The 26,470-nt window shown below is 67.1% G+C and carries 27 protein-coding genes; 20 read left to right on the forward strand and 7 right to left on the reverse strand.

Annotation, left to right across the window (positions count from 1 at the left end; genetic code table 11):
* Window positions 1-39 precede the first annotated feature (39 nt).
* The 9 genes from U1872_RS05665 (at window position 40) to U1872_RS05705 (ending at window position 9,512) form a co-directional block, all read left to right on the forward strand.
* Complete coding sequence (locus U1872_RS05665; protein WP_332791920.1) at window positions 40-483, forward strand: endonuclease domain-containing protein; 444 nt, start codon at window positions 40-42, stop codon at window positions 481-483.
* Window positions 480-2,381, forward strand: coding sequence for a DNA primase (dnaG, locus tag U1872_RS05670; protein ID WP_332791921.1), 1,902 nt, complete (start codon window positions 480-482; stop codon window positions 2,379-2,381). The genes U1872_RS05665 and dnaG overlap by 4 nt, the downstream gene beginning before the upstream one ends.
* Window positions 2,381-4,408 (forward strand): RNA polymerase sigma factor RpoD, encoded by a 2,028-nt coding sequence (gene rpoD, locus U1872_RS05675; RefSeq protein ID WP_332791922.1) that lies wholly within the window; start codon window positions 2,381-2,383, stop codon window positions 4,406-4,408. Before dnaG ends, rpoD begins: the two co-directional genes overlap by 1 nt.
* Before the next feature lie 181 nt (window positions 4,409-4,589).
* Entirely contained in the window at window positions 4,590-5,108 is a 519-nt protein-coding gene (locus U1872_RS05680; protein WP_332791923.1) for a hypothetical protein, read from the forward strand.
* Between the two features lie 138 nt (window positions 5,109-5,246).
* On the forward strand, window positions 5,247-5,909 hold the full coding sequence (locus tag U1872_RS05685; RefSeq protein ID WP_332791924.1) for a DUF6975 family protein: 663 nt from the start codon (window positions 5,247-5,249) through the stop codon (window positions 5,907-5,909).
* A gap of 102 nt (window positions 5,910-6,011) precedes the next feature.
* Window positions 6,012-6,866: an AAA family ATPase gene (locus tag U1872_RS05690; RefSeq protein ID WP_332791925.1), complete on the forward strand. Its 855-nt coding sequence runs from the start codon at window positions 6,012-6,014 to the stop codon at window positions 6,864-6,866.
* Window positions 6,867-6,965: 99 nt separating this feature from the next.
* Window positions 6,966-7,526, forward strand: a complete 561-nt coding sequence (locus U1872_RS05695) for a CHAP domain-containing protein (RefSeq protein WP_332791926.1) — start codon at window positions 6,966-6,968, stop codon at window positions 7,524-7,526.
* A 115-nt stretch (window positions 7,527-7,641) separates the two neighbouring features.
* Window positions 7,642-8,820 (forward strand): vWA domain-containing protein, encoded by a 1,179-nt coding sequence (locus U1872_RS05700; RefSeq protein ID WP_332791927.1) that lies wholly within the window; start codon window positions 7,642-7,644, stop codon window positions 8,818-8,820.
* A gap of 38 nt (window positions 8,821-8,858) precedes the next feature.
* Window positions 8,859-9,512, forward strand: coding sequence for an immunity protein Imm33 domain-containing protein (locus U1872_RS05705; protein WP_332791928.1), 654 nt, complete (start codon window positions 8,859-8,861; stop codon window positions 9,510-9,512).
* Between the two features lie 15 nt (window positions 9,513-9,527).
* Here U1872_RS05705 and U1872_RS05710 read toward each other — a convergent pair whose 3' ends face one another.
* The 3 genes from U1872_RS05710 to U1872_RS05720 all read right to left on the reverse strand — a co-directional run bounded on the left by U1872_RS05710 (window position 9,528) and on the right by U1872_RS05720 (window position 11,483).
* Window positions 9,528-9,671: a hypothetical protein gene (locus U1872_RS05710; protein ID WP_157134576.1), complete on the reverse strand. Its 144-nt coding sequence runs from the start codon at window positions 9,669-9,671 to the stop codon at window positions 9,528-9,530.
* A 154-nt stretch (window positions 9,672-9,825) separates the two neighbouring features.
* Window positions 9,826-11,022: an exo-beta-N-acetylmuramidase NamZ family protein gene (locus tag U1872_RS05715; protein WP_332791929.1), complete on the reverse strand. Its 1,197-nt coding sequence runs from the start codon at window positions 11,020-11,022 to the stop codon at window positions 9,826-9,828.
* Complete coding sequence (locus U1872_RS05720) at window positions 11,019-11,483, reverse strand: DOMON-like domain-containing protein (protein ID WP_332791930.1); 465 nt, start codon at window positions 11,481-11,483, stop codon at window positions 11,019-11,021. Before U1872_RS05720 ends, U1872_RS05715 begins: the two co-directional genes overlap by 4 nt.
* Before the next feature lie 220 nt (window positions 11,484-11,703).
* Here U1872_RS05720 and rimO point away from each other — a divergent pair, with 220 nt between their 5' ends.
* From rimO to U1872_RS05740, 4 genes are all read left to right on the forward strand, one after another.
* Entirely contained in the window at window positions 11,704-13,035 is a 1,332-nt protein-coding gene (rimO, locus tag U1872_RS05725; protein ID WP_332791931.1) for a 30S ribosomal protein S12 methylthiotransferase RimO, read from the forward strand.
* Window positions 13,036-13,108: 73 nt separating this feature from the next.
* Entirely contained in the window at window positions 13,109-14,509 is a 1,401-nt protein-coding gene (locus U1872_RS05730; protein WP_332791932.1) for a serine hydrolase domain-containing protein, read from the forward strand.
* A complete protein-coding gene (locus U1872_RS05735) occupies window positions 14,506-15,894 on the forward strand; it encodes a leucyl aminopeptidase family protein (protein WP_332791933.1) in 1,389 nt (462 codons plus the stop codon). Before U1872_RS05730 ends, U1872_RS05735 begins: the two co-directional genes overlap by 4 nt.
* Entirely contained in the window at window positions 15,891-16,277 is a 387-nt protein-coding gene (locus tag U1872_RS05740; protein ID WP_332791934.1) for a hypothetical protein, read from the forward strand. The genes U1872_RS05735 and U1872_RS05740 overlap by 4 nt, the downstream gene beginning before the upstream one ends.
* A gap of 53 nt (window positions 16,278-16,330) precedes the next feature.
* On the opposite strand, the gene U1872_RS05745 is transcribed toward U1872_RS05740, so the two are convergent.
* On the reverse strand, window positions 16,331-16,774 hold the full coding sequence (locus U1872_RS05745; protein WP_332791935.1) for a winged helix-turn-helix transcriptional regulator: 444 nt from the start codon (window positions 16,772-16,774) through the stop codon (window positions 16,331-16,333).
* Between the two features lie 71 nt (window positions 16,775-16,845).
* Here U1872_RS05745 and U1872_RS05750 point away from each other — a divergent pair, with 71 nt between their 5' ends.
* Entirely contained in the window at window positions 16,846-17,802 is a 957-nt protein-coding gene (locus U1872_RS05750; RefSeq protein ID WP_332791936.1) for an aromatic alcohol reductase, read from the forward strand.
* A gap of 183 nt (window positions 17,803-17,985) precedes the next feature.
* Here the strand turns inward: U1872_RS05750 and U1872_RS05755 are convergent, their stop codons facing one another.
* A complete protein-coding gene (locus U1872_RS05755) occupies window positions 17,986-18,600 on the reverse strand; it encodes a hypothetical protein (RefSeq protein ID WP_332791937.1) in 615 nt (204 codons plus the stop codon).
* Between the two features lie 13 nt (window positions 18,601-18,613).
* Window positions 18,614-19,351, reverse strand: a complete 738-nt coding sequence (tpiA, locus tag U1872_RS05760; protein ID WP_332791938.1) for a triose-phosphate isomerase — start codon at window positions 19,349-19,351, stop codon at window positions 18,614-18,616.
* Window positions 19,352-19,496: 145 nt separating this feature from the next.
* On the opposite strand from tpiA, the gene U1872_RS05765 reads away from it, so the two are divergent.
* Window positions 19,497-21,455 carry a peptidylprolyl isomerase gene (locus U1872_RS05765; protein ID WP_332791939.1) on the forward strand — a complete coding sequence of 653 codons (1,959 nt, stop codon included), beginning with the start codon at window positions 19,497-19,499 and terminating at the stop codon, window positions 21,453-21,455.
* Window positions 21,433-22,962 carry an anthranilate synthase component I family protein gene (locus U1872_RS05770; RefSeq protein WP_443025338.1) on the forward strand — a complete coding sequence of 510 codons (1,530 nt, stop codon included), beginning with the start codon at window positions 21,433-21,435 and terminating at the stop codon, window positions 22,960-22,962. Before U1872_RS05765 ends, U1872_RS05770 begins: the two co-directional genes overlap by 23 nt.
* Before the next feature lie 4 nt (window positions 22,963-22,966).
* Here the strand turns inward: U1872_RS05770 and U1872_RS05775 are convergent, their stop codons facing one another.
* The gene (locus tag U1872_RS05775) at window positions 22,967-23,410 is read right to left on the reverse strand and encodes a hypothetical protein (protein ID WP_332791940.1); all 444 of its coding nucleotides are present in this window, start codon (window positions 23,408-23,410) and stop codon (window positions 22,967-22,969) included.
* A gap of 108 nt (window positions 23,411-23,518) precedes the next feature.
* Between U1872_RS05775 and U1872_RS05780 the strand changes: the two genes are divergently transcribed.
* The 4 genes from U1872_RS05780 to moaC are packed head-to-tail and all read left to right on the forward strand — an operon-like array spanning window position 23,519 to window position 26,419.
* Window positions 23,519-24,187, forward strand: coding sequence for an anthranilate synthase component II (locus tag U1872_RS05780; RefSeq protein WP_332791941.1), 669 nt, complete (start codon window positions 23,519-23,521; stop codon window positions 24,185-24,187).
* A complete protein-coding gene (gene trpD, locus U1872_RS05785; protein ID WP_332791942.1) occupies window positions 24,184-25,170 on the forward strand; it encodes an anthranilate phosphoribosyltransferase in 987 nt (328 codons plus the stop codon). The genes U1872_RS05780 and trpD overlap by 4 nt, the downstream gene beginning before the upstream one ends.
* Window positions 25,167-25,955 carry an indole-3-glycerol phosphate synthase TrpC gene (trpC, locus tag U1872_RS05790; RefSeq protein ID WP_332791943.1) on the forward strand — a complete coding sequence of 263 codons (789 nt, stop codon included), beginning with the start codon at window positions 25,167-25,169 and terminating at the stop codon, window positions 25,953-25,955. The genes trpD and trpC overlap by 4 nt, the downstream gene beginning before the upstream one ends.
* Window positions 25,952-26,419, forward strand: coding sequence for a cyclic pyranopterin monophosphate synthase MoaC (moaC, locus tag U1872_RS05795; RefSeq protein ID WP_332791944.1), 468 nt, complete (start codon window positions 25,952-25,954; stop codon window positions 26,417-26,419). Before trpC ends, moaC begins: the two co-directional genes overlap by 4 nt.
* The last annotated feature ends 51 nt before the right edge of the window (window positions 26,420-26,470 follow it).

Raw genomic sequence — 26,470 nt, forward strand, 5'->3', positions numbered from 1 at the left:
CTTCTTCCTCCCCTCCCGCTTGCGGGAGGGGACCGAGGGGTGGGCGCGCGCTATCGTCTGGGAAGGCCGACAGCTGAGGTGCGCGACCTGCGCAACAACGCGACTATCCACGAGCAAATGCTGTGGCAGCAGTTAAAGGGCAAGCGGCTTGCCGGACTGAAATTCAGCCGACAGATGCCGATTGCCGGGTATCGGGTCGATTTCGTATGTCGCACGCAGAATTTGGTTGTCGAGCGTGACGGCAGCCAGCATTTCGAAGCGATCGCTTACGACGAGGCCCGCACCCTCGCGCTCGAGAAAGCCGGCTACCGCGTGATCCGATTCTGGAACAATGATTTGACGTCGAACATGGAAGGGGTGCTGGAGACGATCCTCACCGCTGCGCTCGCAACTGAGCGCGCGCCCACCCCCTACCCCCTCCCGCAAGCGGGAGGGGACGACGTTGTGCTGGCCTCGTCCGGTGCGGCAGGGGAAGACGCATGACCCTCTCCCCGCAATTCCTCGACGAACTCCGCGCCCGCACCCTCCTGTCGGGCCTGATCGGCAAGACCACCAAGCTCCAGAAGGCCGGCCGCGAATGGCGCGCCTGTTGTCCGTTCCACAACGAGAAGACCCCGTCGTTCTACGTCAACGACGACAAGGGCTTCTACCATTGCTTCGGCTGCTCGGCGCATGGCGACGCGATCCGCTGGATGACCGATCAGCGCGGCCTGCCCTTCATGGATGCGGTCAAGGAGCTCGCGCAGACCGCCGGGATGGAGCTCCCGGCAATGGACCCGCGCGCCGCCGAGAAGGCCGAGGCGGCCAAGGGCCTGCACGAGGCCTGCGCCGACGCCGCGACCTGGTTCACCGACCAGTTGAACGGTCTTGCCGGCGCCAATGCGCGCGACGTGCTCGCCAAGCGTGGGATCAAGCCCGAGACCGCGAGCGAGTTCGGGCTCGGCTTCGCCCCCGATTCGCGGGGCGCGCTGAAGGGCGCGCTGAAGGACTATGGCGATCCGCTGCTGGTCGAAGCCGGGCTGCTCATCTCGGTCGAGGACAAGGCGCCGTACGATCGCTTCCGCGGCCGCCTGATGATCCCGATCCGCGATCCGCGCGGCCGCACGATCGCCTTTGGCGGACGCATCATCGGCGATGGCGAGCCGAAATATCTGAACTCGCCCGAGACCCCGCTCTTCGACAAGGGCCGCACGCTCTACAATCTCGACAAGGCGGCGCCGGCCACGCGCAAGACCGGCCGCGTGCTGGTGGTCGAGGGCTATATGGACGTCATCGCGCTCGCGCAGGCGGGCTTCCGCGAGGCGGTTGCGCCGCTCGGCACCGCGCTGACCGAGTCGCAGCTCGAGCGGCTGTGGCGGCTGAGCGAAGTGCCGATCCTGTGCTTCGACGGCGACAGCGCCGGGCAGAAGGCGGCGTTGCGCGCCGCGCACCGCGCGATCCCGCTGCTCACCCCGGGCCACAGCCTCGCCTTCGTCACGCTTCCGCCCGGCGTCGACCCCGACGATCTCGTCCGCAGCAAGGGGCCCGCCGCGCTCGAGGCGCTGCTCGCCCAGCCCGAGCCGCTGGTCGACAAGCTGTGGGCGGCCGAATTCGCCGCCGAGCCGCTCACCACCCCCGAACAGCGCGCCGGGCTGAAAAAGCGCCTGACCGACATCGCGGGCAACATCGCCGACGCGAACGTGAAGTCGGAATATATCGCCGAATTCCGCCGCCGCACCGATGCGCTCAACGCCCGCCCGCCGCGCGCGCCCTTCGTCCCGCGCCCCGCGGGCGGTGGCGGTCGCAAGGGCAACCAGCCGTGGAAACCCGCGCCCGGCCCGGTCGGCGCGGGCGCCAAGGGGATCCGCGAACGCGGCATCGATCGCATCCTCGCCAAGGCGGTGCTCGCCGGGCTGATCCGCCATCCGGCCGAGATTGCGCGCCATATGGAAGTGCTCGGATCGCTGCAGATCGCCGACCCGACACTCGGTCATCTGTTCGAGGCGGTGATCGATCTGGCGGTCGAAGATGCCAATTCTCGGCGGTCAGGTGTCGAGGCGCTTGATAGTGAGCGCCTTATTACCATATTGGCGACATCTGGATTTGATATAATCGCGCACGATCTGTTGCGGGCCGACCAACTCATGTGTTCGTTCACCCAAAAGGATGCCGAGCCGGCTAGGGCCCGCGAAGACCTCGACGAGGCGATCGCGATCCTGGTGGCGCGGCCGGAAGTGGATGCGGCGCTGGCCGAAGCGACGGCGATGATGCAGGCGGATTATTCGGATGCGGCGTTCGAGCGGCAAGTGTCGCTCGTGAAGGAACAACAGGCTCTGGACGCGCGGCTCGCCAATCTGGTGCAGTCGAACGAAGACGCCAGGGCTTTTGCTGAGGGCAGTTGATGGCGAAGACGGATATGGCGGATGTCGGTGAAACCACCGAGGGTAGCGACGCACCGCTGATCGATTTGAACGACGCGTCGATCAAGAAGGTCATCGCACGCGCCAAGAAGCGCGGCTACATCACCTACGAGCAGCTCAACGAAGCGCTTCCGCAGGGCGAGATGTCGTCCGACCAGATCGAGGACATCAGCGCCGCGCTTAGCGAGATGGGCATCAACATCGTCGAGAATGACGAGCAGGGCGAAGAAGGCGACGAGCAGCCCAAGCAGGACGACGAGGACGACGCCGAGCCGGTCGACGCCTCGGAGGACGCCGGCCCCGCGCTCGACGTCAAGAAGAAGGAAGTCATCGATCGCACCGACGATCCGGTGCGGATGTACCTGCGCGAGATGGGCGCGGTCGAGCTGCTCAGCCGCGAGGGCGAAATCGCCATCGCCAAGCGGATCGAAGCCGGTCGCGACACGATGATCCTCGGCCTGTGCGAATCGCCGATCACCTTCAACGCGATCATCGACTGGTCGACCGCGCTCAACGAGGGCACGATGCAGTTGCGCGAGATCATGGATCTCGACGCGATGCTGTCGAAGGATCCGGCGCCTGAAGCGATGGCCGAAGCCGAAGAGGGCGACGGCGAGATTTCGGAAAAGAATGCCGGCCCGTCGTTCAAGGAAGAGGCCGAGCCCGAAGAGCCGTCGGTCGACGAGGACGAGGATGGCGAGCGCCGCACGCCGCGCGCCTCGGACGACGAGGAAGAGGACAACACGCTCAGCCTCGCGCAGATGGAAGAGCAGCTCAAGCCGATCGCGCTCGAACGCTTTGCCAACATTACCGCGCTCTACAAGAAGTTCTCCAAGATCCAGCAGGCGCGGCTCGACGCGATGGCCGGCGGCGGCGAGCTGTCGAGCGGCGACGAGAAGAAGTATCACAAGCTGCGCGAGGAGCTCACGGCCGAGGTCGAGAGCGTCCAGTTCCACAACGCCAAGATCGAATATCTGGTCGATCAGCTCTATGCCTTCAATCGGCGCCTGACCGCGCTGGGCGGCCAGATGCTGCGCCTTGCCGAGCGCCACAAGGTGCCGCGCAAGGACTTCCTCGATCGCTACATCGGCCACGAGCTCGACGAGCAGTTCCTGTCGTCGGTCGCCAAGATCGACAAGAAATGGACCGCCTTCGTCACCAACGAGAGCGACGCCGCCGACCGCATCCGCACCGAGATTTCGGAGATCAGCCAGGCCACCGGCATGGCGCTCACCGAGTTCCGTCGCATCGTCAACATGGTCCAGAAGGGCGAGCGCGAGGCGCGTATCGCCAAGAAGGAAATGGTCGAGGCGAACCTGCGGCTCGTGATCTCGATCGCCAAGAAGTACACCAACCGTGGCCTGCAGTTCCTGGATCTCATCCAGGAGGGCAACATCGGCCTGATGAAGGCGGTCGATAAGTTCGAGTATCGCCGCGGCTACAAATTCTCGACCTATGCGACGTGGTGGATCCGTCAGGCGATCACGCGCTCGATCGCCGATCAGGCGCGGACGATCCGTATCCCGGTGCACATGATCGAGACGATCAACAAGCTGGTCCGCACCAGCCGCCAGTTCCTCCACGAGCAGGGCCGCGAGCCCACGCCCGAGGAGATGGCCGAGCGTCTCTCGATGCCGCTCGAGAAGGTCCGCAAGGTGATGAAGATCGCCAAGGAGCCGATCAGCCTCGAGACGCCGATCGGCGACGAGGAGGATTCGCATCTTGGCGATTTCATCGAGGACAAGAATGCGATCATTCCGGTCGATGCCGCTATCCAGGCGAACCTCAAGGAAACCGTGACTCGGGTGCTCGCCTCGCTCACCCCGCGCGAGGAGCGCGTGCTGCGCATGCGCTTCGGGATCGGCATGAACACCGACCACACGCTCGAGGAAGTCGGCCAGCAGTTCAGCGTCACGCGCGAGCGTATTCGCCAGATCGAGGCCAAGGCGCTGCGCAAGCTCAAGCACCCGAGCCGTTCGCGGAAAATGCGTTCGTTCCTCGACCAGTAAGGCGATTCGGGGCGGTGTTCGGCCGCCGCCCCCGACGGCTCTGCGCCCCCAGGCGCTAACCGCCCACTGCGCCACCTTTTGTGTATCTTGCGCAGCGCCAAGCCGCGCAAGTGCGCGCGAGATTGCTCCATTTCGGTGGTACTCGGTGACGGCGCTGGCGCCGCCGCTTAGGCAGGCGGTTATGCCCGTGCCACCCGCAGATCCGACCGAGGAGTTCGTGACCGCGTCCGATCTGGTGCGCCACTTCGGCCTCTGGCAGGATCATGCCGCCCGCGCGCCGCTCTACATCCTGCATCGTGGCCGGCCACGCTTCGTGCTCGCGTCGATCGCGATCATGGAGGCGCTCTGTGCGCCCCACGGCGCGACCGGCGCCGATCCGGTGCGTCCGCCGATCGACGCGACGGTGCTGCTAGACGTCATCGCCGATCTCGTACTGGTCGCCGATGCGGGCGGCGCGATCATCGCGTCGAGCCGCACGGCGCGCGCGCATTTCGGCTCGATCGCCCGCATCGGCGCTCCGATCGCGGGAATCGCACCACCCGCGCTGCGTGACGGCCTGCGCGACGTGATCCGTCGCGTCAGTGCCTGGGGTGTGGGCGACCGCTTCGAAACGCCTTCGGCCGCACGCGCCGCACGCAGGCTGCTGCTGGTGATCGAGCCCGCGGCAAGCGGTGTGGTCATCGTCGCCGGCGACGCATGACAATCGAGGTGTAGAGACACTTAACCGCCCTTAAACCAGGTCTTTACGCGCTTCGGTATATCCCTTCGTCCACTGCTCGCCGTTCGGGCGAGACCCGGCCATCGGCAGGCCGGGCGAAAAGGGATAGATTCGGACCTCATGGCGATCCTAGCGACACATCTCAATCCGGCGCCAGATCTGGGGACGATCGCGACGCTTGCGCTCGCCGACGGGTGCGCGACGCATCCCGTAATCGCGCGGCTGACCAGCGCGGGTGCTGCGGGGCGCGATCTCGCCGACGCGGTGCACGCACTCTGCTCGGTCCACGGCCGGCTCGGCGATCTGTTCGAGCAGGCCGCGCAGCGCAGCGTCAGCGGGCTCGACAATCGCTGGATGATGCTCGCGATCGAGGGTTTCGCAAGCGAGCGCGCCTATCTCGCGCATCTCACCGCCGCAGTCGGTCCGTTGCCCTCGACCCCCGGTCAGGCTGCGAGCGATGCCGCCTTCGCCGCGCAGCGCCATACGTTCGACATGCTCGCGCGATCGGACCGGGCCGGGTGCGCGATCGGCGCAGCTCTCGCGCTGGTGATCGACTGGCAGGCCTTTCGCCGCATCCTGGATGCTGCTGCCGCCCGTGTCGGCGCGCCGATCGTTGCCCCGCAAATGCCCGATGCGGCAGAACCATCCCTGCTCGGCGGCACCGGTGACGCGTCGCCCGCCGTCGTCCGCGCGATAGCCTTCGGTGCGCAACAGACCTTCGCGCAGCATCGCGGCCTGTGCGACCTGATCGAAGCGCGCGCGATCGCGCGCGATCAGCTCTAGCGACGGGTGGCCCCCCGCCGCGAGCCGCGGCGGCGGCTTGCACTCCCCCCACTTTTCCCTCTATCGCCGTACCCGGTATTCAAATGAAACGGGATGGCAGCGATGAAGCGGTTCGAGGGCACGCAGGGCTATGTCGCCACCGACGACCTGAAAGTGGCGGTCAACGCCGCAGTCACGCTGCGCCGTCCGCTGCTCGTCAAGGGCGAGCCCGGCACCGGCAAGACCGTGCTCGCCTACGAGATCGCCAAGGCGCTGGGTGCCGAGCTGATCGAGTGGAACATCAAGTCGACCACCAAGGCGCAGCAGGGGCTGTACGAATATGATGCGGTGGCCCGGCTGCGCGACGGCCAGCTCGGCGACGAGCGCGTCCACGACATCGCCAACTACATCCGTCGCGGCAAATTGTGGGAAGCCTTTACCCGCGACCAGCCGCCCGTGCTGCTGATCGACGAGATCGACAAGGCCGACATCGAATTCCCCAACGATCTGTTGCAGGAACTCGATCGCATGGAATTCCATGTCTACGAAACCAAGGAGACGGTGCGCGCGGTCGAACGGCCGATCGTCATCATCACCAGCAACAATGAGAAAGAGCTGCCCGACGCGTTCCTGCGCCGCTGCTTCTTCCATTATATCAAATTCCCGGACCGTGCGACGATGCAGGCGATCGTCGACGTCCACTTCCCCGGCATCCAGAAGATCCTCGTCAACCGCGCGATGGACATCTTCTACGACGTGCGCGACGTGCCCGGACTCAAGAAGAAGCCGAGCACGAGCGAGTTGCTCGACTGGCTCAAGCTGCTGCTCCACGAGGACATGCCGCTCGATGTCTTGCAGAATCGCGACCCTACCAAGGCGATCCCGCCGCTGCACGGCGCGCTGCTCAAGAACGAGCAGGACGTGATGCTGTTCGAACGACTCGCCTTCATGGCCAAGCGGCAGCAGAATAAGGCGTAACCCTTTGATGCGCAGCAATACCCGTCAAAGATGGTAATGCCCTCTTAAACCCTTTCGTGTTACCCGATGTTCGGGGGGCAGCCGGTATCGGGTGCCTGTATGCGTATCGCGTTTCTGTCTTTTGCGCTTGCCGCGGTGTTGCCGACGACCGTTCCGGCGGCCGCGGCGACATCGCTGCTCAACTATGTCGGCCAGTGCGTGCCGTTCGCCCGGGCGGCCTCGGGCATCCAGATCTACGGCGATGCCTGGACCTGGTGGGAAAAGGCCGCGGGCCATTATCAGCGCGGCGACCTGCCCCGCCCCGGCGCGGTGATCGTGTTCGAGCGCACCACGCGCCTGCCGATGGGGCATGTCGCGGTGATCAGCCGCGTGGTCGACCGCCAGGTTGTCATGGTCACGCACGCCAATTGGTCGCGCCAGAATGGCGAGCGCGGCCATGCCGAACAGGATGTTACGCTGACCGACGTCTCGACGCGCGGCGATTGGAGCGCGGTCAAGGTTTGGTATCGCGACATGGACGGGCTCGGCAGCACGGTCTACCCGACCTACGGCTTCATCTATGGCACCGCGCTCGACAATGGGCAGCCGGCGCAGCCAGCGCGAGAACTGACGGGCCGCGCCCCCGATTATGTCGGCGCGCTGATCGACGTCTATCGCTGAGCCCATGCCCTCCTGCTTGCGAGCGGGAGCGTGGGAGGGCATGCTGGCGGTACCGGCCGTCACAGGCCCTCCCCCAGCCCCTCCCGCATAGCGAGAGGGGGAGAGATGCGGTCCTATGTTCCTGAACTTCCTCGACGAGCTCCGCGCCGCCGGCATCCCCGCCAGTCTCAAGGAGCATCTGCTCCTGCTCGAGGCGCTCGACGCCGAGGTGATCGACCGCACGCCCGAGGATTTCTATTACCTCTCGCGCGCGGTGTACGTGAAGGACGAGGGTCTGCTCGACAAGTTCGACCAGGTCTTCGCCAAGGTGTTCAAGGGCATCGCCACCACCTTCGGCCAGACCAGCGCCGACATTCCGGCTGACTGGCTGAAAGCCGTTGCCGAGAAATATCTGACGCCTGAGGAAATGGCGAAGATCGAATCGCTCGGCTCGTGGGACGAGATCATGGAGACGCTCAAGAAGCGGCTCGACGAGCAGCACGAGCGCCACCAGGGCGGCAGCAAGTGGATCGGCACCGGCGGCACGAGCCCGTACGGCAATAGCAGCTACAATCCCGAGGGCGTCCGCATCGGCGGCGAGAGCGTGCACAAGCGCGCGCTGAAGGTGTGGGACCAGCGCGACTTCAAGAACCTCGACAACACGAAGGAGCTCGGCACCCGCAACATCAAGATCGCGCTCCGCCGCCTGCGCAAGTTCGCGCGCGAGGGTGCGGCCGACGAGCTCGACATCGACGCGACGATCAGCGGCACCGCGCGGCAGGGTTGGCTCGATGTGGTGATGCGCGCCGAGCGGCGCAATGCGGTCAAGCTGCTGCTGTTCCTCGATGTCGGCGGATCGATGGATCCGTGGGTCAAGCTCTGCGAGGAGCTGTTCTCGGCGGCGACGACCGAGTTCAAGAACCTCGAATTCTTCTATTTCCACAATTGCCCATACGAGGGCGTGTGGAAGGACAATACGCGCCGCTTTTCCGAGCGCACGCCAATGTGGGACGTGCTCCACAAGTTCGGCCACGACTATAAGTTGGTGTTCGTAGGCGATGCGTCGATGAGCCCGTACGAGATCACGCATCCCGGCGGCTCGGTCGAGCATTTCAACGAGGAATCGGGCGCGGTGTGGATGCACCGGCTGACCACCACTTATCCCGCGGCGGTGTGGCTCAACCCGATCCCCGAACAGCAATGGGGCTATTCGCAGAGCCTGCGGATCATCCGCGAACTGATGACCGAGCGGATGTACCCGCTGACGCTCGCCGGACTCGACGACGCGATGCGCGAGCTTACGCGCAAGCGGTGAAACGTTGGCCGAAACCCGTCTACGATCTGTGGCGCCGAATGCGTGGCAGCTACACCATCGACGACCCGCGACCGATCGCTGAGGAAGCGCGCTACACCTTCCTCCTGCCGACCGAGAACCAGCTGCTAGCGCTCCAAGCGGGCGATCTGGCGAAACTTATCTTTCGGTCGCATCCCGGCGGGTCGGAGTGGGATGCCGAGCGGATGTGGGTCACCATCACGTCGGCGCAGGGCGACGCGCTGGTCGGAACTCTGGACAATGCCCCGTTTGATATGCCGCAACTTAAGATCGGCGCGTCGATTGCGTTTCGACGCTCCGATATCATCGACTTGCAATGGAATGCCGATCGGACGGCGTCCCTGCCCCCACCCGCCGCGAGTCGCGAATATTGGGATCGGTGCATGGCCGATGCCTGCGTCGTCGCTGGCACGAGCTCGGTCGAGTATCTGTACCGCGAAGAGCCGGACCTGGGCCAGGAAAGCGACACATTCCCCGATAGTGGCTGGCGCATTCGCGGAACCGATCAAGCCATCTCGGAGGATGAACGCAATGACGACAATCCGCAGTATGTCGCCCTCGGCGCAGTCCTCAATCGCGACGACTCATGGCTCGCGCTCATCGATGCCCCGGTGGGATCGCGCTTCGTCCGCGATCTGGATCGCGGGACGTTCGTCGCGTGCGATACAGATTGACCGGCTAGTAGCCGCTCAGGCCGGCATCGCCTGGAGTTTCTGCAGATAGGTCTCAACGAGGACGAGCCGACGCTGGCGTCCTTCTTCGGTGACCGCGCGGGCGGCGGCGAGGCGCTCTGCGACGACACGGCGCATGTAGAAGTGACGATCGGATTCCACGACGTTTCTCCGGCACACGATACGACCCCCCCGGGCCGGCAATCGATATATTCTCCATGAATTACCGAACGATAAACTACTACCTTCGAATCGACTGTCCGCTTCGAGTCGTTGCGCACGCACGACGAGACGAGCGTCGCATTCGTCCTAAGGCTCAGTAGAGCAGGAATCGCGCGCGCGACTCGGCCCAGGCCGCCTCGTCGATGCGCGCCAGCGAGTCGAGCGCATCCGGAGTCGCCGCCGGGTCGTCGACCCATTCGCGCAAGCCTGGCCCGCCGTTGATTACGTCGATCGGCAATTTCCCGAAGGCATATTCGTACGGGAAGTCGCGCCACAGGTCGTATTTTGGATAGAGCGTACGGATCGCTCTGAACGCCAACGCCTGCAGGCGCCACGGACGGAAGGCGACGTGGTCGTACGATGGTCCCTCGGCGTGGATCTGAACGCCGTTGCACAAGCTCTTCACATGCTTGTGGAAAGTCGGCTCGAACCAGATGTCGCGCAAGGCGCAGCCGGCAAGCCACTCGGGCGCCAGCCGCTGCATCTCGGCGACGACGGCGCGGGCATCGATATCCGGCGCGCCGAACAGTTCGAGCGGGCGCGTCGTCCCGCGGCCCTCGGACAGCGTCGTGCCTTCGAGCATCACCGTGCCGGGATAGGCACGCGCCATCATCACGTTGGGGGCGTTGGGGCTGGGGTTGATCCACACGCGGTCGGTCGGCCAACCGAAGCCGGGCGCCGCGTCGGGCTGCCAGCCCTCCATCGCGATCACGCGATAGTCGACGTCGAGCTTGAGCAGATCGATGAACCAGTGTCCGAGCTCGCCCATCGTCAGCCCATGCCGCATCGGCATCGGCCCGGCGCCGACGAAGCTCTCCCAGCCGGGCAACAACGTCAGCCCCTCGATCGGCCGGCCGATCGGATTGGGGCGATCGAGCACCCACACCGTCTTTCTATGCTCGGCGGCGGCCTCGAGCACGTAGCGCAGCGTGGTGATGAAGGTGTAGATCCGCGTGCCGAGGTCCTGCAGGTCGACCAGCAGTACGTCGAACGTGCCCATCGACTGCCCGGTCGGCTTGCGGACTTCACCGTAGAGGCTGAACACCGGCATGCCGTAGGTCGGATCGGTGAAATCCGGCGACTCGATCATATTGTCCTGGAGGTCGCCGCGCACGCCGTGCTGCGGGCCGAACATCGCGGTGACATTGAGCCCCGCGGCGATCAGCGCATCGACCGAATGCGTCAGGTCGGCCGTGACCGAGGCAGGATGCGCGAGCAGGGCGACGCGCTTGCCCTCGAGCGGCGCGCGCAGCGCGGGGTCGGCGAGGAGGCGATCGATACCGAAGTTCATGGGTGCGCAGGTGCCGGGAGGGTTGCGATAAAGCAATCCCGGTTGTGGAAATCGGGCGGCCCTGGGGCGTGCGCGAGCGCCCAATAGGATTTGGTGCCGTCGGTTTCCTCGATCACCGCGGAGAGCCCCATCTGCCATGGGCCGGCGGGAAGATCGAAGAGGTCCTGCTCGACCTCGACGAGATACTCCGAATTGTCGTCACCGCGATCGACATGCGGATCGAGCGTCAGCGCCAGGTCGGTGCCCCCTGCCCTGTACGCCTTGAAGCGGTAGGCCGCCCACCGCGTCGAGGGCGAATAGTTGAACTCGCTATATGCGTCCGCGCCGGGCACTGCGAGGAACAGCTCGCAGCAGGTCGTCTTCCACAAGCCATCGGTACGGGCAGACGCGACCCAATCGGGCAGCGCGACATGTTCGTTGCCGTGTACGACGAAGGTGAGGAGGAGACGGCGATCGCTCACCTCTGCCTTTACGTGAACGGCCTCTACCGCACTCGGCGGGGTGTCGGGATGCGGCAATAAGGAAAAGTCGAGCACCAAACCTCCGTTCGGGCTGAGCTTGTCGAAGCCCTGCCCCTCATTGCCAAGGTAGAGAGAAAGGCAGCCCTTCGACAAGCTCAGGACGAACGGGCGCAGGGTGGGTGGAAAATTCCGCAAAACGCGCCTACATGCCGCCCCTCCCATGGCAACAACACTCCCCTCCCCGCCGAAGATCGGCATGGTCTCGCTCGGCTGTCCCAAGAATCTGGTCGATAGCGAACGGATCCTGACCAAGCTGCGCTCCGACGGCTATGCCATGTCGCCCGATTATGCCGGCGCCGACGTGGTGCTGGTCAACACTTGCGGTTTCCTCGATTCGGCCAAGGAGGAGAGCTTGGAGGCGATTGGCGAGGCGATCGCCGAGAATGGTCGCGTCATCGTCACCGGGTGCATGGGCAAGGAAGCGGAGATGATCCGCGCGAAATTCCCCGGCATCCTCGCCGTCACCGGCGCGCACCAGTACGAAGAGGTCGTCGGCGCAGTCCACGAAGCGGCCCCGATGCCGCCGAGCGCGTTCCTCAACCTCGTCCCCGACAGCGGGCTCAAGCTCACCCCGCGCCATTACAGCTATCTGAAGATCAGCGAAGGCTGCAACCACCGCTGCAGCTTCTGCATCATCCCCAGCTTGCGCGGCGACCTCGTCAGCCGCCGCCCCGACGCGATCCTGCGCGAAGCCGAGAAGCTGATCGAAGCCGGCACCAAGGAATTGCTGGTGATCAGCCAGGACACTTCGGCCTACGGCGTCGACATCCGCCACCAGCCGCGGATGTGGCACGGCGAGGAAGTCCGCGCGCACATGACCGATCTGTCGCGTGAACTCGGCAAGCTCGGCGCCTGGGTGCGCCTGCACTACGTCTACCCCTACCCGCATGTCGACCAGGTCATCCCGCTGATGGCAGAGGGGCTGATCCTCCCCTATCTCGACATCCCCTTCCAGCACGCCAGCCGCAACGTGTTGAAGCTGATGAAGCGCCCGGCGAACGAGACCAAGGTGCTCGAGCGCATCAAGAATTGGCGCACGATCGCGCCCGACATCGCGATCCGCTCGACCTTCGTCGTCGGCTTCCCCGGCGAGACCGAGGACGATTTCGCCTATCTGATGGACTGGCTCGAGGAAGCGCAGCTCGACCGCGTCGGCGCGTTCCGCTTCGAGCCGGTCGAAGGCGCCGCCGCCAACGACCTCCCCAACCACGTGCCGGAAGAGATCAAGGAAGAGCGCTACGCCCGCCTGATGGAACTCACCGCGCGCATCTCGGCCGACAAGCTCCGGGCCAAGGTCGGCCGCACGCTCGATGTCATCATCGACGCGGTCGATGAGGATGGCGGCGCCACCGGCCGCTCGAAGGCCGACGCGCCCGAGATCGACGGAGAGGTCTTCCTGCGCGACGCTGGCCACCTCAAGCAGGGCGACATCGTGGCGGTCAGCATCGAAGATGCCGACGAGCATGATCTTTACGGCGTCCCGACCGTTTGAGGCCTGCCCCCTTCCCTTTCGCGGCAGGACGGTGACATATCGTCGTTCATCTCGCTGAAGGACTGCCCCCTACGTGAAGCTCTCCCGATACTGCCTGGTGGCAGGCTTGCTATCCGTCTCCGCCCCCGCCCTCGCGCAATCGCTCACCGCGGCGGAGACGCAACAGGTCGATAAGACGGTCACCGACGCGCTCGCCAAGTCGGGCGTCCCATCGGCCTCGGTCGCGATCGTGCGCGGTGGGCGAATCGTCTTTGCCAGGGCGTACGGCAAGCAGGCCGAAACCGGCACGACGCGCGACGATGCGCCGTACCAGATCGCGTCGGTGTCGAAGCAGTTCACCGCCGCGGCGATCCTGCTGCTCCAGCGCGAGGGCAAGCTCAACCTCGACGATCACGTGTCCAAATACGTCCCCGGCATCACCGGCGGCGACACGATCACGATCCGCCAGCTCCTGAGCCACACCGCCGGCCTGCAGGATTACTGGCCGCAGGATTACAGCTTCAAGGCGATGGCGACCCCGGTCACGCCGCAGCAGATCGTCGATCGCTGGGCGAAGAAGCCGCTCGACTTCACCCCGGGCACGCAGTGGCAATATTCGAACACCGGCTATGTCGTCGCGGGGATGATCGTCGAAAAGGTCTCGGGCCAAAAGCTGCTCGATTTCCTGAAAGCGCGGATCTTCAAGCCGCTCGGGATGAAGGTCTACGATCAGGATCTCGCGGTCGGCCCCGGCTTCCCGCAAGGCTATGGCCGCGCCGCGCTCGGCCCGGTGCGCCCCGTCACGCCCGCCGCGCACGGCTGGCTCTATGCCGCGGGCGAACTCGCGATGAGCGCGCGCGCGCTGGCGACCTGGGACGTCGCGCGGCTCGATCGCACGGTCCTGACGCCGCAGGATTGGGCGACTCAGGAAACCCCGGTCAAGCTCGCCGACGGCACGACCAACGGCTATGGCCTCGGCGTCTCGACCGGCACCGCCAACGGCCGCCGTTTCGTCGAGCATAGCGGCGAGGCAGTCGGCTTCCTGTCCGAAAACATCGTCTATCCCGAGCAGAAGACGGCGGTGGTCGTCCTCATCAACAGCTGGTCGAGCGACGCCTATCAGACGATCGCGCAGAAGCTCGCCGGCATCGTGCTCGGCACGCCGGTGGCCGATGCGGCCGACACCGCGGTGCTTGCGCGCGTCCGCACCGCGTTCGATCAGTTGCGCAGCGGCACCCTCGATCGCAGCCAGCTGACCGACGACGCCAATTTCTACTTCACCGCGACGACGCTCGCCGATTACCGCACCAGCCTATCCCCGCTTGGCGCGCCGACCGCGTTCGTCCAGACCGGCAAGGCGCGCCTGCGCGGCGGCTTCGTCAACCGCAACTACCGCGCGACCTATCCGACCACGACGCTGTCGATCAGCACCTACGCCGAACCCGGCGCCAACGGAAAGCTCGAGCAATTGCTCGTGACCCCCACCCAGCCATGACCGATTTCACCCCGCTGCTCCAACCCGACCGCGGCCAGAGCGCCCGCCTCATCCATGTCGTTCGCCCCGAGGCGTGGGAGGCGTGGCTCGGCGCGCAGCCGCCGCGGATCCGCACCGTGGTCGCCGCGCACCGGCTGACCGGCAAGCCGGGCAATCGCGCGGTCCTGCCGGGCGAGAAGCCCGAGGATTGGGCGATGCTGCTCGTTTGCAACGAAAGCCTCGACTCGCCGTGGCGGATCGCCTCGCTCGGCGAACAATTGCCTGAGGGGACGTATCGCCTCGCCGAGGGCGAGCCCGGCGCCGCGATGCTCGGCTGGTGCCTCGCACAGCATAAGTTCGATCGCTACAAGCGCGACGAACCCAGCGTCGGCCCACGCGTGCTGCTCACCGGCGAGCCCGCGCGGATCGAGGAAACCGTCCGCCTCGCGCGCGCCACCGCCAAGGTACGCGACCTCGTCAACACCGCCGCCGCCGATCTCGGCCCGGCCGAACTCGAAGCCGAAGCGCAGCAGCTCGCCCAGGCGCACGGCGCGACCGTGGCCGTGACCAAGGGCGATGCGCTCGAAAAGGGCTATCCGATGATCCACGCGGTCGGCCAGGCCGCCGCGCGCGGGCGAGAGCCGCGGCTGATCGAACTCGAATGGGGCAACCCCGCGCATCCGCGCATCGCGATCGTCGGCAAGGGCGTGTGCTTCGATTCGGGCGGGCTCGACATCAAGCCGTCATCGGGCATGCGGCTGATGAAGAAGGACATGGGCGGCGCGGCGCATGCGCTCGCGCTCGCCGGGCTGGTGATGGCGGCGCGGCTGCCGGTGCGGCTCCACCTGCTGATCCCCGCAGTCGAGAACAGCATTTCGGGCAACGCCTTCCGCCCGGGCGACGTGCTGAAGACCCGCAAGGGCCTCACCGTCGAGAACACCAATACCGATGCCGAAGGCCGCCTCGTGCTCGGCGACGCGCTGACGCGTGCGGTGGAGGAGAAGCCGACGCTGATCCTCGATTTCGCGACGCTCACCGGCGCGGCGCGCGTCGCGCTCGGGCCCGACCTGCCCGCCACCTTCGCCAATGACGAGGCGCTGGCGGCGGCGTTGCTTGCGGCCGGAACCGCGGTCGGCGATCCATTGTGGCGGCTGCCCTTGTGGGACGGGTATGACGACATGCTCGCCTCGGACATCGCCGATCTCGTCAACGCCCCCGACGGCGGTTTCGCCGGATCGGTGACGGCTGCCTTGTTCCTGCGCCGCTTCGTCCCCGAAGGTACGCCCTGGGCGCATTTTGACACCTTCGCGTGGCGTCCGAGTTCCAAGCCCGGGCGCCCCAAAGGTGGCGAGGCGCTCGGCCTGCGCGCGGCATGGACGATGCTCAAGGGTCGCTTCCCGGCATGATCTACATCCTGCTCAACCTCGCGCCGATCCTCGTCGCGACGCTGATCGGGCTGATGCTCGGTGCCGCCTATCACGTGGCGTTCGGGCGCGGGCGCGTCGCGATGAGCGCGATCGTCGTGGCGGCACTCGGCCTGTTCTGGTTCGCCTCGATCCTCGCCGGCGCGCTGATCCTCGCGCCCGCCAAGGCGGCACCATGGATCATGGCGGTGGGCAGCGCGGTGGTGATCTGGGCGGGCTTCGTGCTGCCGGTGGTGGCGGTAACGCAGCGCTATCACGGCGCGCGCGCGCGGCGGATCGCGGCAGACAGCCTGTTCTGGCTGGTGACGATGGTGGCGCAGGCGGTGGCGATGAAGCTGATCGGACTCGCGCCGCCGCCGGCTTGACCGCCTGCCCGGCGGTTCACCGACCAGTGTCGTGCGAGCCCGTCGGTCAGCGTTTAAGAGGGCGTTTTCAGATCGACATTGTCTCGGTCGAACGCGTCTCTCGCCGTGCGAAAATTGTCCACGTTCTCGACGATCCAAGTCCAGAGCGGGACCAGCCGCACCAGCAGCTCCAGCCCGGTATCGGACAGCGCATATTCGACGTGCGGGACGACCTCCTCGAAGTCATGCCGGACCACCAACCCGTCGCGCTCCAGATGGCGAAGCGTGCGCGTCAGCATGCGTTGCGTGACGCCGTGCATGCGCCGGCCAATCTCGGCATGACGCAGCTGACCATAGACCCCGAGCGTGTGGATGACCCCGAGCGACCAGCGACTGCCGGCATGCGCCAGCACCTCGCGCCGCACCCCGTCATCATCGTCGCGAAGGCCGTCGCAGACGGTCTGGGAATAGTTCAGAACGTCTTCCGGGCTTAGCGCCCTGGCCACAGTATCACGCATGTACCCTTCTTTCGCGCTTGCGGGTGGATCGCCAGATTAGGGCGGCAACCCCTGTTGAACGAGTTAGACCGATGAACGAAGCCGTTTCCACCGTGAAGTCCCGCAATATCCTCGTGCTGGGTGCCGGCGAGCTGGGCATACCGGTTCTCCGCAACCTCGCGCGCCGCGCAAAGACGATCGACGGTGCCAGGATCAGCGTGCTGCTCCGCGCCAGCGCCGTCGAGTCCGATACGCCCGCCAAACAGCGCGACATCGCCGAAATCCGCGCGGCCGGTATCGAGATCGTCCTGGGCGATCTGGTCACCAGCTCGATCGACGAACTGGCATCGCTGTTCTCGCGCTATGACACGGTGATCGGCTGCGCAGGCTATGCGGCGGGCATCAACACGCCGATGAAGCTTGCCAGGGCGGCCCTGCAGTCCGGCATCCCGCGCTACTTCCCGTGGCAGTTCGGCGTCGATTTCGAAGCGATCGGCCGCGGCGGTCCGCAGGATATTTTCGACGCGCAGCTCGACGTGCGGGCGCTTCTGCGCGCGCAGGACAAGACCGAGTGGGTCATCATCTCCACCGGCATGTTCATGAGCTATCTGTTCGAGCCAGAGTTCGGTGTCGTCGACCTCGATAAGAATGCCGTCCACGCGCTCGGCAGCCTCGATACCGCCGTGACGCTAACGACACCGGACGATATCGGGCTGTTGACCGCCGAGATCGTCTTCTTCGAGCCGACCATTCGGAACGAGATCGTCTTCCTTGCGGGGGATACCGTCACTTATGGGGAGGTCGCGGACGCGCTCGAGGCAGCACTGGGTCGTCGCTTCAGCCGGTCCGAATGGACCGTGCCGTTCCTGATGGACGAACTGGCGAACGATCCGACCAACATGATGTGCAAATACCGGGCGGCCTTCGCGCAAGGGCGTGGCGTCGCATGGGACAAGGCAAAGACGTTCAACGCGCGCCATGGCATTCCCGTTACCGACGTATCGGCCTGGATTGCCGCCAACTTGGCGGCCGAACAGCGCGGCGCGTAACGCCCATTCCTTCCCGCTGAAAACGCATATCGGGACGGCTCACGCCGTCTCGATCGTCGAATCTTTGCCGCAAGCGGGTTTCGCTGTCCCCAAACCTGTCTCTGCTCGCTCTTTCCCGAAATCGATCCCCGGAGCTTGAGAAACGGGGAGGACGCTAAGACCGAATCGCAGGCCTTGGGGTCATCAGGCTCCCCGCCGCTTCCGCCAACGGGTCATCGCGGTGTCGTAGCGGTCGCGTTCGACGGCGACGGCTTCGCTGCGGGCCTTGCGATCCCGGTCGTGCTTCGCATCCAAATCGCGGCGCTCACGGTCTAGCACACGTTGGCGGACGACGAGCTTGGCGTCGGCGTCACGGTAGCTGTCCTCGATCTCGGCCAGCGCCTGCTCGGCGGCGGCGAGGGCGTCGCTCGAGGGCTTGGGCGGGGGCTTGGGCGCAGATTCGGGTTTGGGTTCGGCTTTTCGCGGGGCCGAAGTCGCACGCTTGGTCGCGCTCCGAGTAGTCTTCGCGCGCGGCGCCGGCGTCTCCTCCACCGCCTCTGCTTTCGCCGGCCGAACCGGCTGCGCCGGCAACGCCGCGATCTGCTCGGCGGTCGTCCCGCGCGAGCGCTTGACCACTTCACCCGGCTTGGCCAGCGGCTCGGCCATCAGCGCCGCGTCAGTCACCTCCTGCGCGACGCCGCGCGCGAAGAGGTCGTGCTCGCTCCCCCACGCCGCGAGCGCCGCCTTGCGGCTCGGCGCGGCGACATAGGCGTCGCTGAAGCCCGCCGGCACGACGAAGACCTTGAGCTTCCGCCCCATGCCGCAGGCCCCGCTACGCCGCTTCGATGATCGGCACGAACTTCGCCGCGGTCAGGCTCGCGCCGCCGACCAGCGCGCCGTCGACATCCTCGGTCTCGAGGATCGCCGCGGCATTCGCGCCCGTCACCGACCCGCCATAGAGGATGCGGATCCCGTCCGCCGCGTCGCCCACCAGCGTGCGCAGTTTGGCGCGCGCGATCGAATGCACTTCGCCGATCTCGTCGAGCGTCGGGGTGCGGCCGGTGCCGATCGCCCAGCGCGGCTCGTAGGCGATTGTCAGCCAGTCGCCGGTCGCCAGATCGGGGACCGATTTCTCGATCTGCGCCTGGACGACGCGCGCGGCGCGGCCGGCATCGCGCTCGGCATCGGTCTCGCCGACGCACAGGATCACGCCGAGCCCGTGGCGATGCGCCGCGCTCGCCTTGGCCCACGCGTCCTGGCTGGTCTCGCCCTGGTCGGCGCGGCGTTCGCTATGCCCGACGATCGTGAAGCGCGCGCCGGCCTCGACCAGCATCGCGGCCGACAGGCAGCCGGTATGCGCCCCGCTTTCGGCGGCATGGACATCCTCGCCGCCGAACGCGAAGCCCGGGACCAGCGCCGCCGCCGGCGCGATCAGCGTCGCGGGCAGCGCGATCGACACGTCGACCAAGGGCGCAGCGCGAGCGGCTTCCGCGATCGTGACCAACTCGGCGAGCGCGGCACGATTGCCGTTCATCTTCCAATTGCCTGCCACCAGCTTGCGTCGCGCCATCGTGCGTCTCTCCCGTTTTGATCCTCGCCGAACAGCGATACCGAAGCGTGCGCGCGGCACAAGTCCAACCGCCTGGGTTGATGCGGCCCCGCCTGCCCCCTAAAGCAACGGCAACACGCTCCAGACAGATTGGCCGTTTCCGACCATGCTCAGCTTTTTCCGCCGAATGATTGCCCACCGGTTCGGAGGCGCGATTGCGCTCGGTTTCGTCGCATTGCTCGGGCTGGCGTTCGTGCTGGGGGACCGGTCGAGCCTGTCGGGCGGCGAGAGCACGGCCGCCAAGGGCGATACCGTCGCCACCGTCGGCAAGAAGACGATCTCGGTCGAGGATCTGCAGGCCGCAGTGCAGCGCGACATGGACGGCTATCGCCAGCAGCAGCCGACGCTGACGATGGCGGAATTCGTCGCCGGCGGCGGGTTCGACGCAACGCTCGAGCGGCTGATCGATTCGACCGCGCTGCGCCAGTTCGCGCAGGCGCAGGGCATGGTCGTGGGCAAGCCCGCGGTTGATGCGGTGATCGCGTCGCAGCCCGGACTCAGCGGCCTCGACGGCAAGTTCAGCCAGGAAAAGTATGAAACCGCCCTTCGCCAGATCGGCATGACCGACGCGCAGGTCCGCCTGCAGACCAGCGACCAGATCCTCGTCAAGCAATTGTGGCAGTCGCCGCTCAAGGCCAACCAGGTCCCGCTCCAGCTCGCGCTCCCCTATTCGAGCCTGCTGCTCGAGAAGCGCGCCGGCACGATCGGCTTCGTGCCCTCGCAGGCGCTCGCGACCGGCCCCGCGCCGACCGACGCCGAGCTCAACGCGTATTATGCCCGCAACGTCTCGCGCTACCGCGTCCCCGAACGCCGCGTGATCCGCTATGCGATCGTCAACGCTGCCAGCATCGCGGCGGAGGCGACGCCGACCGACGCCGAGATCGCCGCCGCCTACAAGGCGCAGGCGAGCAAATATGCCGCCGCCGACCTGCGCACGATCGTCCAGATCGTCGTCGCCGACCAGACCGCGGCAAACGCGCTCGCCGCCAAGGTCCGCGCCGGCACGCCGATCGACCAGGCGGCGCGCGCCGCCGGGCTGGAGCCCGCGACGCTGACCGACACGCAGAAGGCAACCTACGCCGCACAATCGTCGCCCGCGATCGCCGACGCCGCGTTTGCCGGCAAGGTCGGCGATGTCGTCGGGCCGCTGCGCGCGCCGCTCGGCTTCGTCGTGCTCAAAGTCCAGACGCAGCGCACCCGCCCTGCCACTACGCTCGCCGCCGCGACGCCCGAGCTGAAGACCAGCCTCGCCACGCAGAAGAGCGCCGCGTTGCTCGCCGATCGCCGCAATGCCTTCGAGGATCAGCTGTCGAAGGTCAGCTTCGACGGGATCGTCGCACAGCAGAAGCTGACCGCGGTGCGCACCCCCGCCCTGCTCGCCAGCGGCCAGGACATCGAAAACCCGACCGCCAAGCCCGATCCGGCGATCGCGCCGATCGTCACGGCGGCGTTTGCTGCCCACGCGGGCGATACACCGCAGACGGTGCCGCTCGGCCCGGACGGCAGCTTCGCGCTGTCGATGCTCGAGAAGATCGTGCCGTCGGCGCCGCGTCCGCTCGCGCAGATCCGCGACGCCGTGGTGCGCGATTTCACGATCGACCGCGCGCAGAAGGCCGCGCGCAAGGTCGCCGGGACGATCGTCGCCGTCGCCAACGCCGGCACCCCGCTCGGCCAGGCCTTTGCCGCGACCAAGCTGACGCTGCCGCCGCTCCGTCCGATCGCCGGCCCGCGCGCCGAACTGATGGCCAACCCGCGCGGCGTTCCAGCGCCGTTGCAGATGCTGTTCGCGATGGCCGAGAAGACGACCAAGCTGCTCGAGGCGCCTAACGGCGCGGGCTATTTCATCATCCATCTCGACAAGATCACGCCGGGTGACGCGAGCGGCAACGCACGCGTCATCGCCGGCACGCAGGCCGATATCGCCAGCGTGATCGGCCGCGAATATGTCGCGCAGTTCGGCAAGGCAGTGCAGGTCGCGGTCGGCACCAAGCGCAATGCCGCGGCGATCGCCAAGCTCAAGGCGCAGATGGTCGGTGGCGTGAGTGCAGACGATCAGCAGCCCTGAGCGCGCCAACCGGATCGCCGCCCGCGCCGCGCTGGCCGAGGGCCGGCCGGCGTTACTGTGGCAGCGCCAGGTCGCCGATACCGACACGCCGGTCGCCGCCGCGCTGAAACTGATCGAGCCCGGGCGGGGCGACTTCCTGCTCGAATCGGTCGAGGGCGGCGAGACGCGCGGGCGCCACAGCCTGATCGGGCTCGCCCCCGATCTGGTGTTCCGCGCGCACGGGTCGCAGGCCGCGATCAACCCGCATTGGCTGAGCGACCGAGCGGCCTTCACGCCGTGCGACGTCCCGACGCTCGACGCGCTGCGCGCGCTGGTCGCGTCGTGCCGGATGGACGTGCCGGCCGAGTTGCCGCGCGCGCTCGCCTGCCTCGTTGGCTATTTCGGCTATGAGACGATCGGCCTGGTCGAGCGGCTGCCGCGCCCGGAGACCGACGCGCTCGGCCTGCCCGACATGATGTTCGTGCGCCCGACCGTGATCCTGATCTTCGATCGGCTCGCCGACACGCTGTTCCTCGTCGCACCGGTCTGGCCCGACGCGACGCGATCGCCCGATGCGATCGTCGCCGAAGGGGTCGAGCGGATCGAGGCGACCGCCGCGCGGCTCGCCACTGCCCCGCTGCCCGCCCCGGTCCACGCCGCGCCGGTCGACGATATCGCGCTCGCGCCGACGCTCCCGCCGGGCCGCTATGCCGAAATGGTCGCGGCGGCGAAGGATTACATCGTCGCGGGCGACATCTTCCAGGTCGTGCTGGCGCAGCGCTTCACCGTGCCGTTCACGCTCCCGCCGTTCGAACTGTACCGCGCGCTGCGGCGGATCAACCCGTCGCCCTTCCTCTATCATCTGGACCTGCCCGGCTTCGCGCTGACCGGCTCGAGTCCCGAGATCCTCGTGCGCGTGCGCGACGGCGAAGTGACGATCCGCCCGATCGCGGGTACGCGCCCCCGCGGCAAGACCGCCGCCGAGGACGAAGCGAACCGCGTCGGCCTGCTCGCCGATCCCAAGGAGCGCGCCGAGCATCTGATGCTGCTCGACCTCGGCCGCAACGACGTCGGCCGCGTCGCCACCGCCGGGAGCGTGACCGTCACGGCGAGCTACACGACCGAATTCTACAGCCACGTCATGCACATCGTCTCGAACGTCGTCGGGCAGCTGTCGAACGAGCATGACGCGCTCGACGCACTGTTCGCGGGTTTTCCGGCGGGCACCGTCAGCGGCGCGCCCAAGGTCCGCGCGTGCGAGATCATCGCCGAGCTCGAGGATGCGGTGCGCGGGCCCTATGCCGGCGGCGTCGGCTATTTCTCGCCCGACGGATCGATGGATTCGTGCATCGTGTTGCGCACCGCGGTGGTCAAGGACGGAACGATGCACGTCCAGGCCGGCGCCGGGATCGTCGCCGACAGCGTCGCGGAATATGAGCAGCGCGAGTGCGAGGCCAAGGCCGGCGCGCTGCTCGCCGCCGCGCGCGAGGCGATCGCGCGGGCGGCGGAGGTCAGCTTCGGGCAGTAGTCGCTCAGGGGATGGCGGCTGCCTGACGCTTGGCTTCCGCTTTTTCGGCGGCATATTGCTGCGCGCGCATCATCGCGCAGCCGGTCTGCCCGCCGGAGCCGGTCGGCGAGCAGGTGTCGGGCAAGCCGGCGGCACGGCGCCCGACTTCATCGGCAACCGCGGCGCGATTGACCCAGCTCTGATTCTGCGCCGGGATCGGCTTGTCGTCGCGCAATTCCTTGGGGATGCGATACGGCTCGCCCTGCTTCGCGCAGACGACGATCTCAGCGTCGGGGTCGGTCGGCTTCGGGCAGGTCTGGTTGCCGGTCAGCGTGATCGAACGAATCCGCAGCGGCGGCTTGCCGGATTCGGCTTGCCGTGTTTCCGGGCCTGCCGCCGGTGCGGTCTGCGCAAAGCCGGCGACGGGGACTGCGGCCAGGGTGATGGCGACGGCTAGGGTGCGCAACATGGTGAAATCTCCTCGATTCGCTCAACGTCCGCCATGGCAGGTTGATCCGACCTGAATGTGGCCGCTGGAAAGATTGTCGCGCGCGCGCAAACGCGGTAGCGGCGCCTGATGATATTGGTCATCGACAATTATGACAGCTTTACCTGGAACCTCGTCCATTATCTGATGGAGCTCGGTGCCGAGGTGAAGGTCGTGCGCAACGATTCGCTGACCGCGGCGGACGCGCTGGCGAGCAACGCGCAGGGTTTCCTGATTTCGCCCGGCCCAAAGACGCCGACCGAAGCGGGCATCTCGCTCGATCTCGTCGCCGCGTGCGCCGAACAGGGCAAGCCGCTGCTCGGCGTGTGCCTCGGCCACCAGGCGATCGGCCAGCATTTCGGCGGGCGCGTCGTGCGCGGCGGGCTGATGCACGGCAAGACCTCGCCGGTCGAGCATGACGGCACCGGGGTCTTCGCCGGCCTCCCCTCACCCTTCACCGCGACGCGCTATCATTCGCTGATCGTCGAGGATCTGCCGGCCGAGCTGGTCGTCAATGCGCGCGCCGACGACGGTTCGGTAATGGGCATCCGCCACGCGACACTGCCGATCCACGGCGTGCAGTTCCACCCCGAGAGCATCGCGACCGAGCATGGCCACGCGATGCTGGCGAATTTCCTCTCGGATGCGGGGATTGAACTCCCCTCCCGCTTGCGGGAGGGGTCGGGGGAGGGCCTGCCTGCAACGCAGCAACCGCACTCCCCTCCCCTAACCTCTCCCGCAAGCGGGAGGGGAATGTGACCCTCCTTCCCGACACCGCCTCCCCGCTCAGCCGCGAAACCGCCGCGCAGGCCTTCGCCGACGTGCTCGACGGCCACGCCTCGGAAGACGCGATCGCCGCCTTCCTGATCGGCCTGACCGAGCGCGGCGAGACCAGCATCGAGATTGCCGAGGCCGCGCGCGCGATGCGCAGCCGGCTGATCCCGATCGACGCCCCCGCCGACGCGCTCGACGTCTGCGGCACCGGCGGCGACGGCCACCACACGCTCAACGTGTCGACCGCGGTGTCGATCGTCGTCGCCAGCACCGGCGTGCCCGTCGCCAAGCATGGCAACCGCGCCGCCTCGTCGAAGGCGGGCGCCGCCGACACGCTCGAAGCGCTCGGGCTCGACATGCACCGCGCCGGCCTGTGCGCCGAGGCGAGCCTGCGCGACATCGGCATCGCCTTCCTGTTCGCCGCGAACCACCATCCGGCGATGAAGCGCATCACCCCGATCCGCCAGAAGCTTGGCCGCCGCACGATCTTCAACCTGATGGGCCCGCTCGCCAATCCAGCCGGCGTCACGCGCCAGCTGATCGGCATCGCACGCCCCGATTATGCCGCCACCTATGCCGCCGCACTCGAGCAGCTCGGCACGGAGGCGGCGCTGGTCGTCTCGGGCGAGGAAGGTCTCGATGAGTTGTCGAGCGCCGGCCCGAGCATCGCAATCGGCGTCGGACAGGTCGACCTCCCAGCGACGATCACGCCCGAGGATGCCGGCCTGCCGCGCCACGCGATCACCGCGATCCGTGGCGGCGACCCGGTGCACAATGCCGCCGCGCTGCGTCGCCTGCTGCACGGCGAGACCGGCGCCTATCGCGACGCCGTCCTGTTCAACGCGGCCGCCGCGCTGATCGTCGCGGGCAGCGCGCAAACTCTCCCCGCAGGCGTTGCCATTGCCGCCGAGGCGCTCGATAGCGGCGGCGCCAACACCCTGCTCGATCGCTGGATTGCGTATTCATGACCGACATTCTCAACCGCATCCTCGAAACCAAGCGCGCCGACGTCGCCGCGCGCAAGGCGACCACCGCGCTGAGCGAGCTCGACGCCTGCATCGCCGGCCAGTCGCCGCCGCGCGGCTTCCGCGCTGCGCTCGACGCGCGCGCGGCAGCGGGTGGCTACGCGCTGGTCGCCGAGATCAAGAAAGCGAGCCCGTCCAAGGGCCTGATCCGCGCCGATTTCGATCCCCCGGCGCACGCCCGCGCCTATCAGGCGGGCGGCGCGACCTGCCTCTCGGTGCTGACCGACGAAGCCTGGTTCCAGGGCTCCGACGCCTTCCTCACCGCCGCGCGCGGCGCGTGCGACCTGCCCGTGTTGCGCAAGGATTTCATGGTCGATCCGTGGCAGGTGCCCGAATCGCGCGGGATCGGCGCCGACGCGATCCTGCTGATCATGGCCGCGCTCGACGACGTCACGCTCGCCGAGATCGAGGCGAGCGCGCTCGAATGCGGGATGGACGTGCTGGTCGAGGTCCATTCGCACGCCGAGATGGAGCGCGCGCTCAAGCTCAAGTCGCGGCTGATCGGCGTCAACAATCGCAACCTGCGCGATTTTTCGGTCGATTTCGCGCGGACCTACGAGCTCGTGTCGAAGGCGCCGAAGGATTGCACCTTCGTCGCCGAGAGCGGGCTCACCACGCGCGCCGATCTCGATGCGATGGCCGAGCATGGCATCCGCTGCTTCCTGATCGGCGAAGCGCTGATGCGGCAGGACGATCTCGAATCCGCGACCAACACGCTGGTCGGATGAGCGACCTCACGCATCTCGATGCGGCTGGCGCCGCGCATATGGTCGATGTCGGCGGCAAGGCGGCGACGCGGCGCGAGGCGGTGGCGACCGGGCGGATCGACATGGCGCCCGCGGCCGCGCGCGCGATCCGCGATGGAACTGCGCTGAAAGGCGACGTGCTCGCGGTCGCGCGGATCGCCGGGATCATGGCGGCCAAGCGCACCAGCGATCTCATTCCGCTGTGCCATCCGCTGCCGCTGACCCGCGTGGCGATAGAGCTGGCGGTCGACGATGCCGGCGTCACCGCCACCGCGACGGCGGCGACCGAGGGCAAAACCGGGGTCGAGATGGAAGCGCTGACCGCGGTGTCGGTCACGCTGCTGACGATCTACGACATGGCCAAGGCGATCGACAAAGGCATGACGATCGGCGGGATCGGGCTGCTGACCAAGACCGGCGGCAAATCGGGCGACTGGGCGCGCTGAGGCGCGGCGGCGACGAGCCACAGGGCCCCTTCGCCGGGGGAGAAATAGAAG

Origin of the sequence: Parasphingomonas frigoris (genome assembly GCF_036663815.1) — a bacterium.
Lineage (GTDB): Bacteria > Pseudomonadota > Alphaproteobacteria > Sphingomonadales > Sphingomonadaceae > Sphingomonas.

Excerpts from the sequence above, each read along its gene's own strand:
- U1872_RS05680 (WP_332791923.1), top strand. The coding sequence starts at position 4,590 with ATGCCCGTGCCACCCGCAGATCCGACCGAGGAGTTCGTGACCGCGTCC.
- U1872_RS05705 (WP_332791928.1), top strand. The coding sequence starts at position 8,859 with ATGCGTGGCAGCTACACCATCGACGACCCGCGACCGATCGCTGAGGAA.
- U1872_RS05700 (WP_332791927.1), top strand. The coding sequence starts at position 7,642 with ATGTTCCTGAACTTCCTCGACGAGCTCCGCGCCGCCGGCATCCCCGCC.
- U1872_RS05740 (WP_332791934.1), top strand. The coding sequence starts at position 15,891 with ATGATCTACATCCTGCTCAACCTCGCGCCGATCCTCGTCGCGACGCTG.
- U1872_RS05755 (WP_332791937.1), bottom strand. The coding sequence starts at position 18,600 with ATGGGGCGGAAGCTCAAGGTCTTCGTCGTGCCGGCGGGCTTCAGCGAC.
- dnaG (WP_332791921.1), top strand. The coding sequence starts at position 480 with ATGACCCTCTCCCCGCAATTCCTCGACGAACTCCGCGCCCGCACCCTC.
- rimO (WP_332791931.1), top strand. The coding sequence starts at position 11,704 with ATGGCAACAACACTCCCCTCCCCGCCGAAGATCGGCATGGTCTCGCTC.
- moaC (WP_332791944.1), top strand. The coding sequence starts at position 25,952 with ATGAGCGACCTCACGCATCTCGATGCGGCTGGCGCCGCGCATATGGTC.
- rpoD (WP_332791922.1), top strand. The coding sequence starts at position 2,381 with ATGGCGAAGACGGATATGGCGGATGTCGGTGAAACCACCGAGGGTAGC.
- U1872_RS05765 (WP_332791939.1), top strand. The coding sequence starts at position 19,497 with ATGCTCAGCTTTTTCCGCCGAATGATTGCCCACCGGTTCGGAGGCGCG.
- U1872_RS05745 (WP_332791935.1), bottom strand. The coding sequence starts at position 16,774 with ATGCGTGATACTGTGGCCAGGGCGCTAAGCCCGGAAGACGTTCTGAAC.
- U1872_RS05685 (WP_332791924.1), top strand. The coding sequence starts at position 5,247 with ATGGCGATCCTAGCGACACATCTCAATCCGGCGCCAGATCTGGGGACG.
- U1872_RS05715 (WP_332791929.1), bottom strand. The coding sequence starts at position 11,022 with ATGAACTTCGGTATCGATCGCCTCCTCGCCGACCCCGCGCTGCGCGCG.
- U1872_RS05735 (WP_332791933.1), top strand. The coding sequence starts at position 14,506 with ATGACCGATTTCACCCCGCTGCTCCAACCCGACCGCGGCCAGAGCGCC.
- U1872_RS05780 (WP_332791941.1), top strand. The coding sequence starts at position 23,519 with ATGATATTGGTCATCGACAATTATGACAGCTTTACCTGGAACCTCGTC.
- tpiA (WP_332791938.1), bottom strand. The coding sequence starts at position 19,351 with ATGGCGCGACGCAAGCTGGTGGCAGGCAATTGGAAGATGAACGGCAAT.
- U1872_RS05775 (WP_332791940.1), bottom strand. The coding sequence starts at position 23,410 with ATGTTGCGCACCCTAGCCGTCGCCATCACCCTGGCCGCAGTCCCCGTC.
- trpC (WP_332791943.1), top strand. The coding sequence starts at position 25,167 with ATGACCGACATTCTCAACCGCATCCTCGAAACCAAGCGCGCCGACGTC.
- U1872_RS05690 (WP_332791925.1), top strand. The coding sequence starts at position 6,012 with ATGAAGCGGTTCGAGGGCACGCAGGGCTATGTCGCCACCGACGACCTG.
- U1872_RS05750 (WP_332791936.1), top strand. The coding sequence starts at position 16,846 with ATGAACGAAGCCGTTTCCACCGTGAAGTCCCGCAATATCCTCGTGCTG.
- U1872_RS05695 (WP_332791926.1), top strand. The coding sequence starts at position 6,966 with ATGCGTATCGCGTTTCTGTCTTTTGCGCTTGCCGCGGTGTTGCCGACG.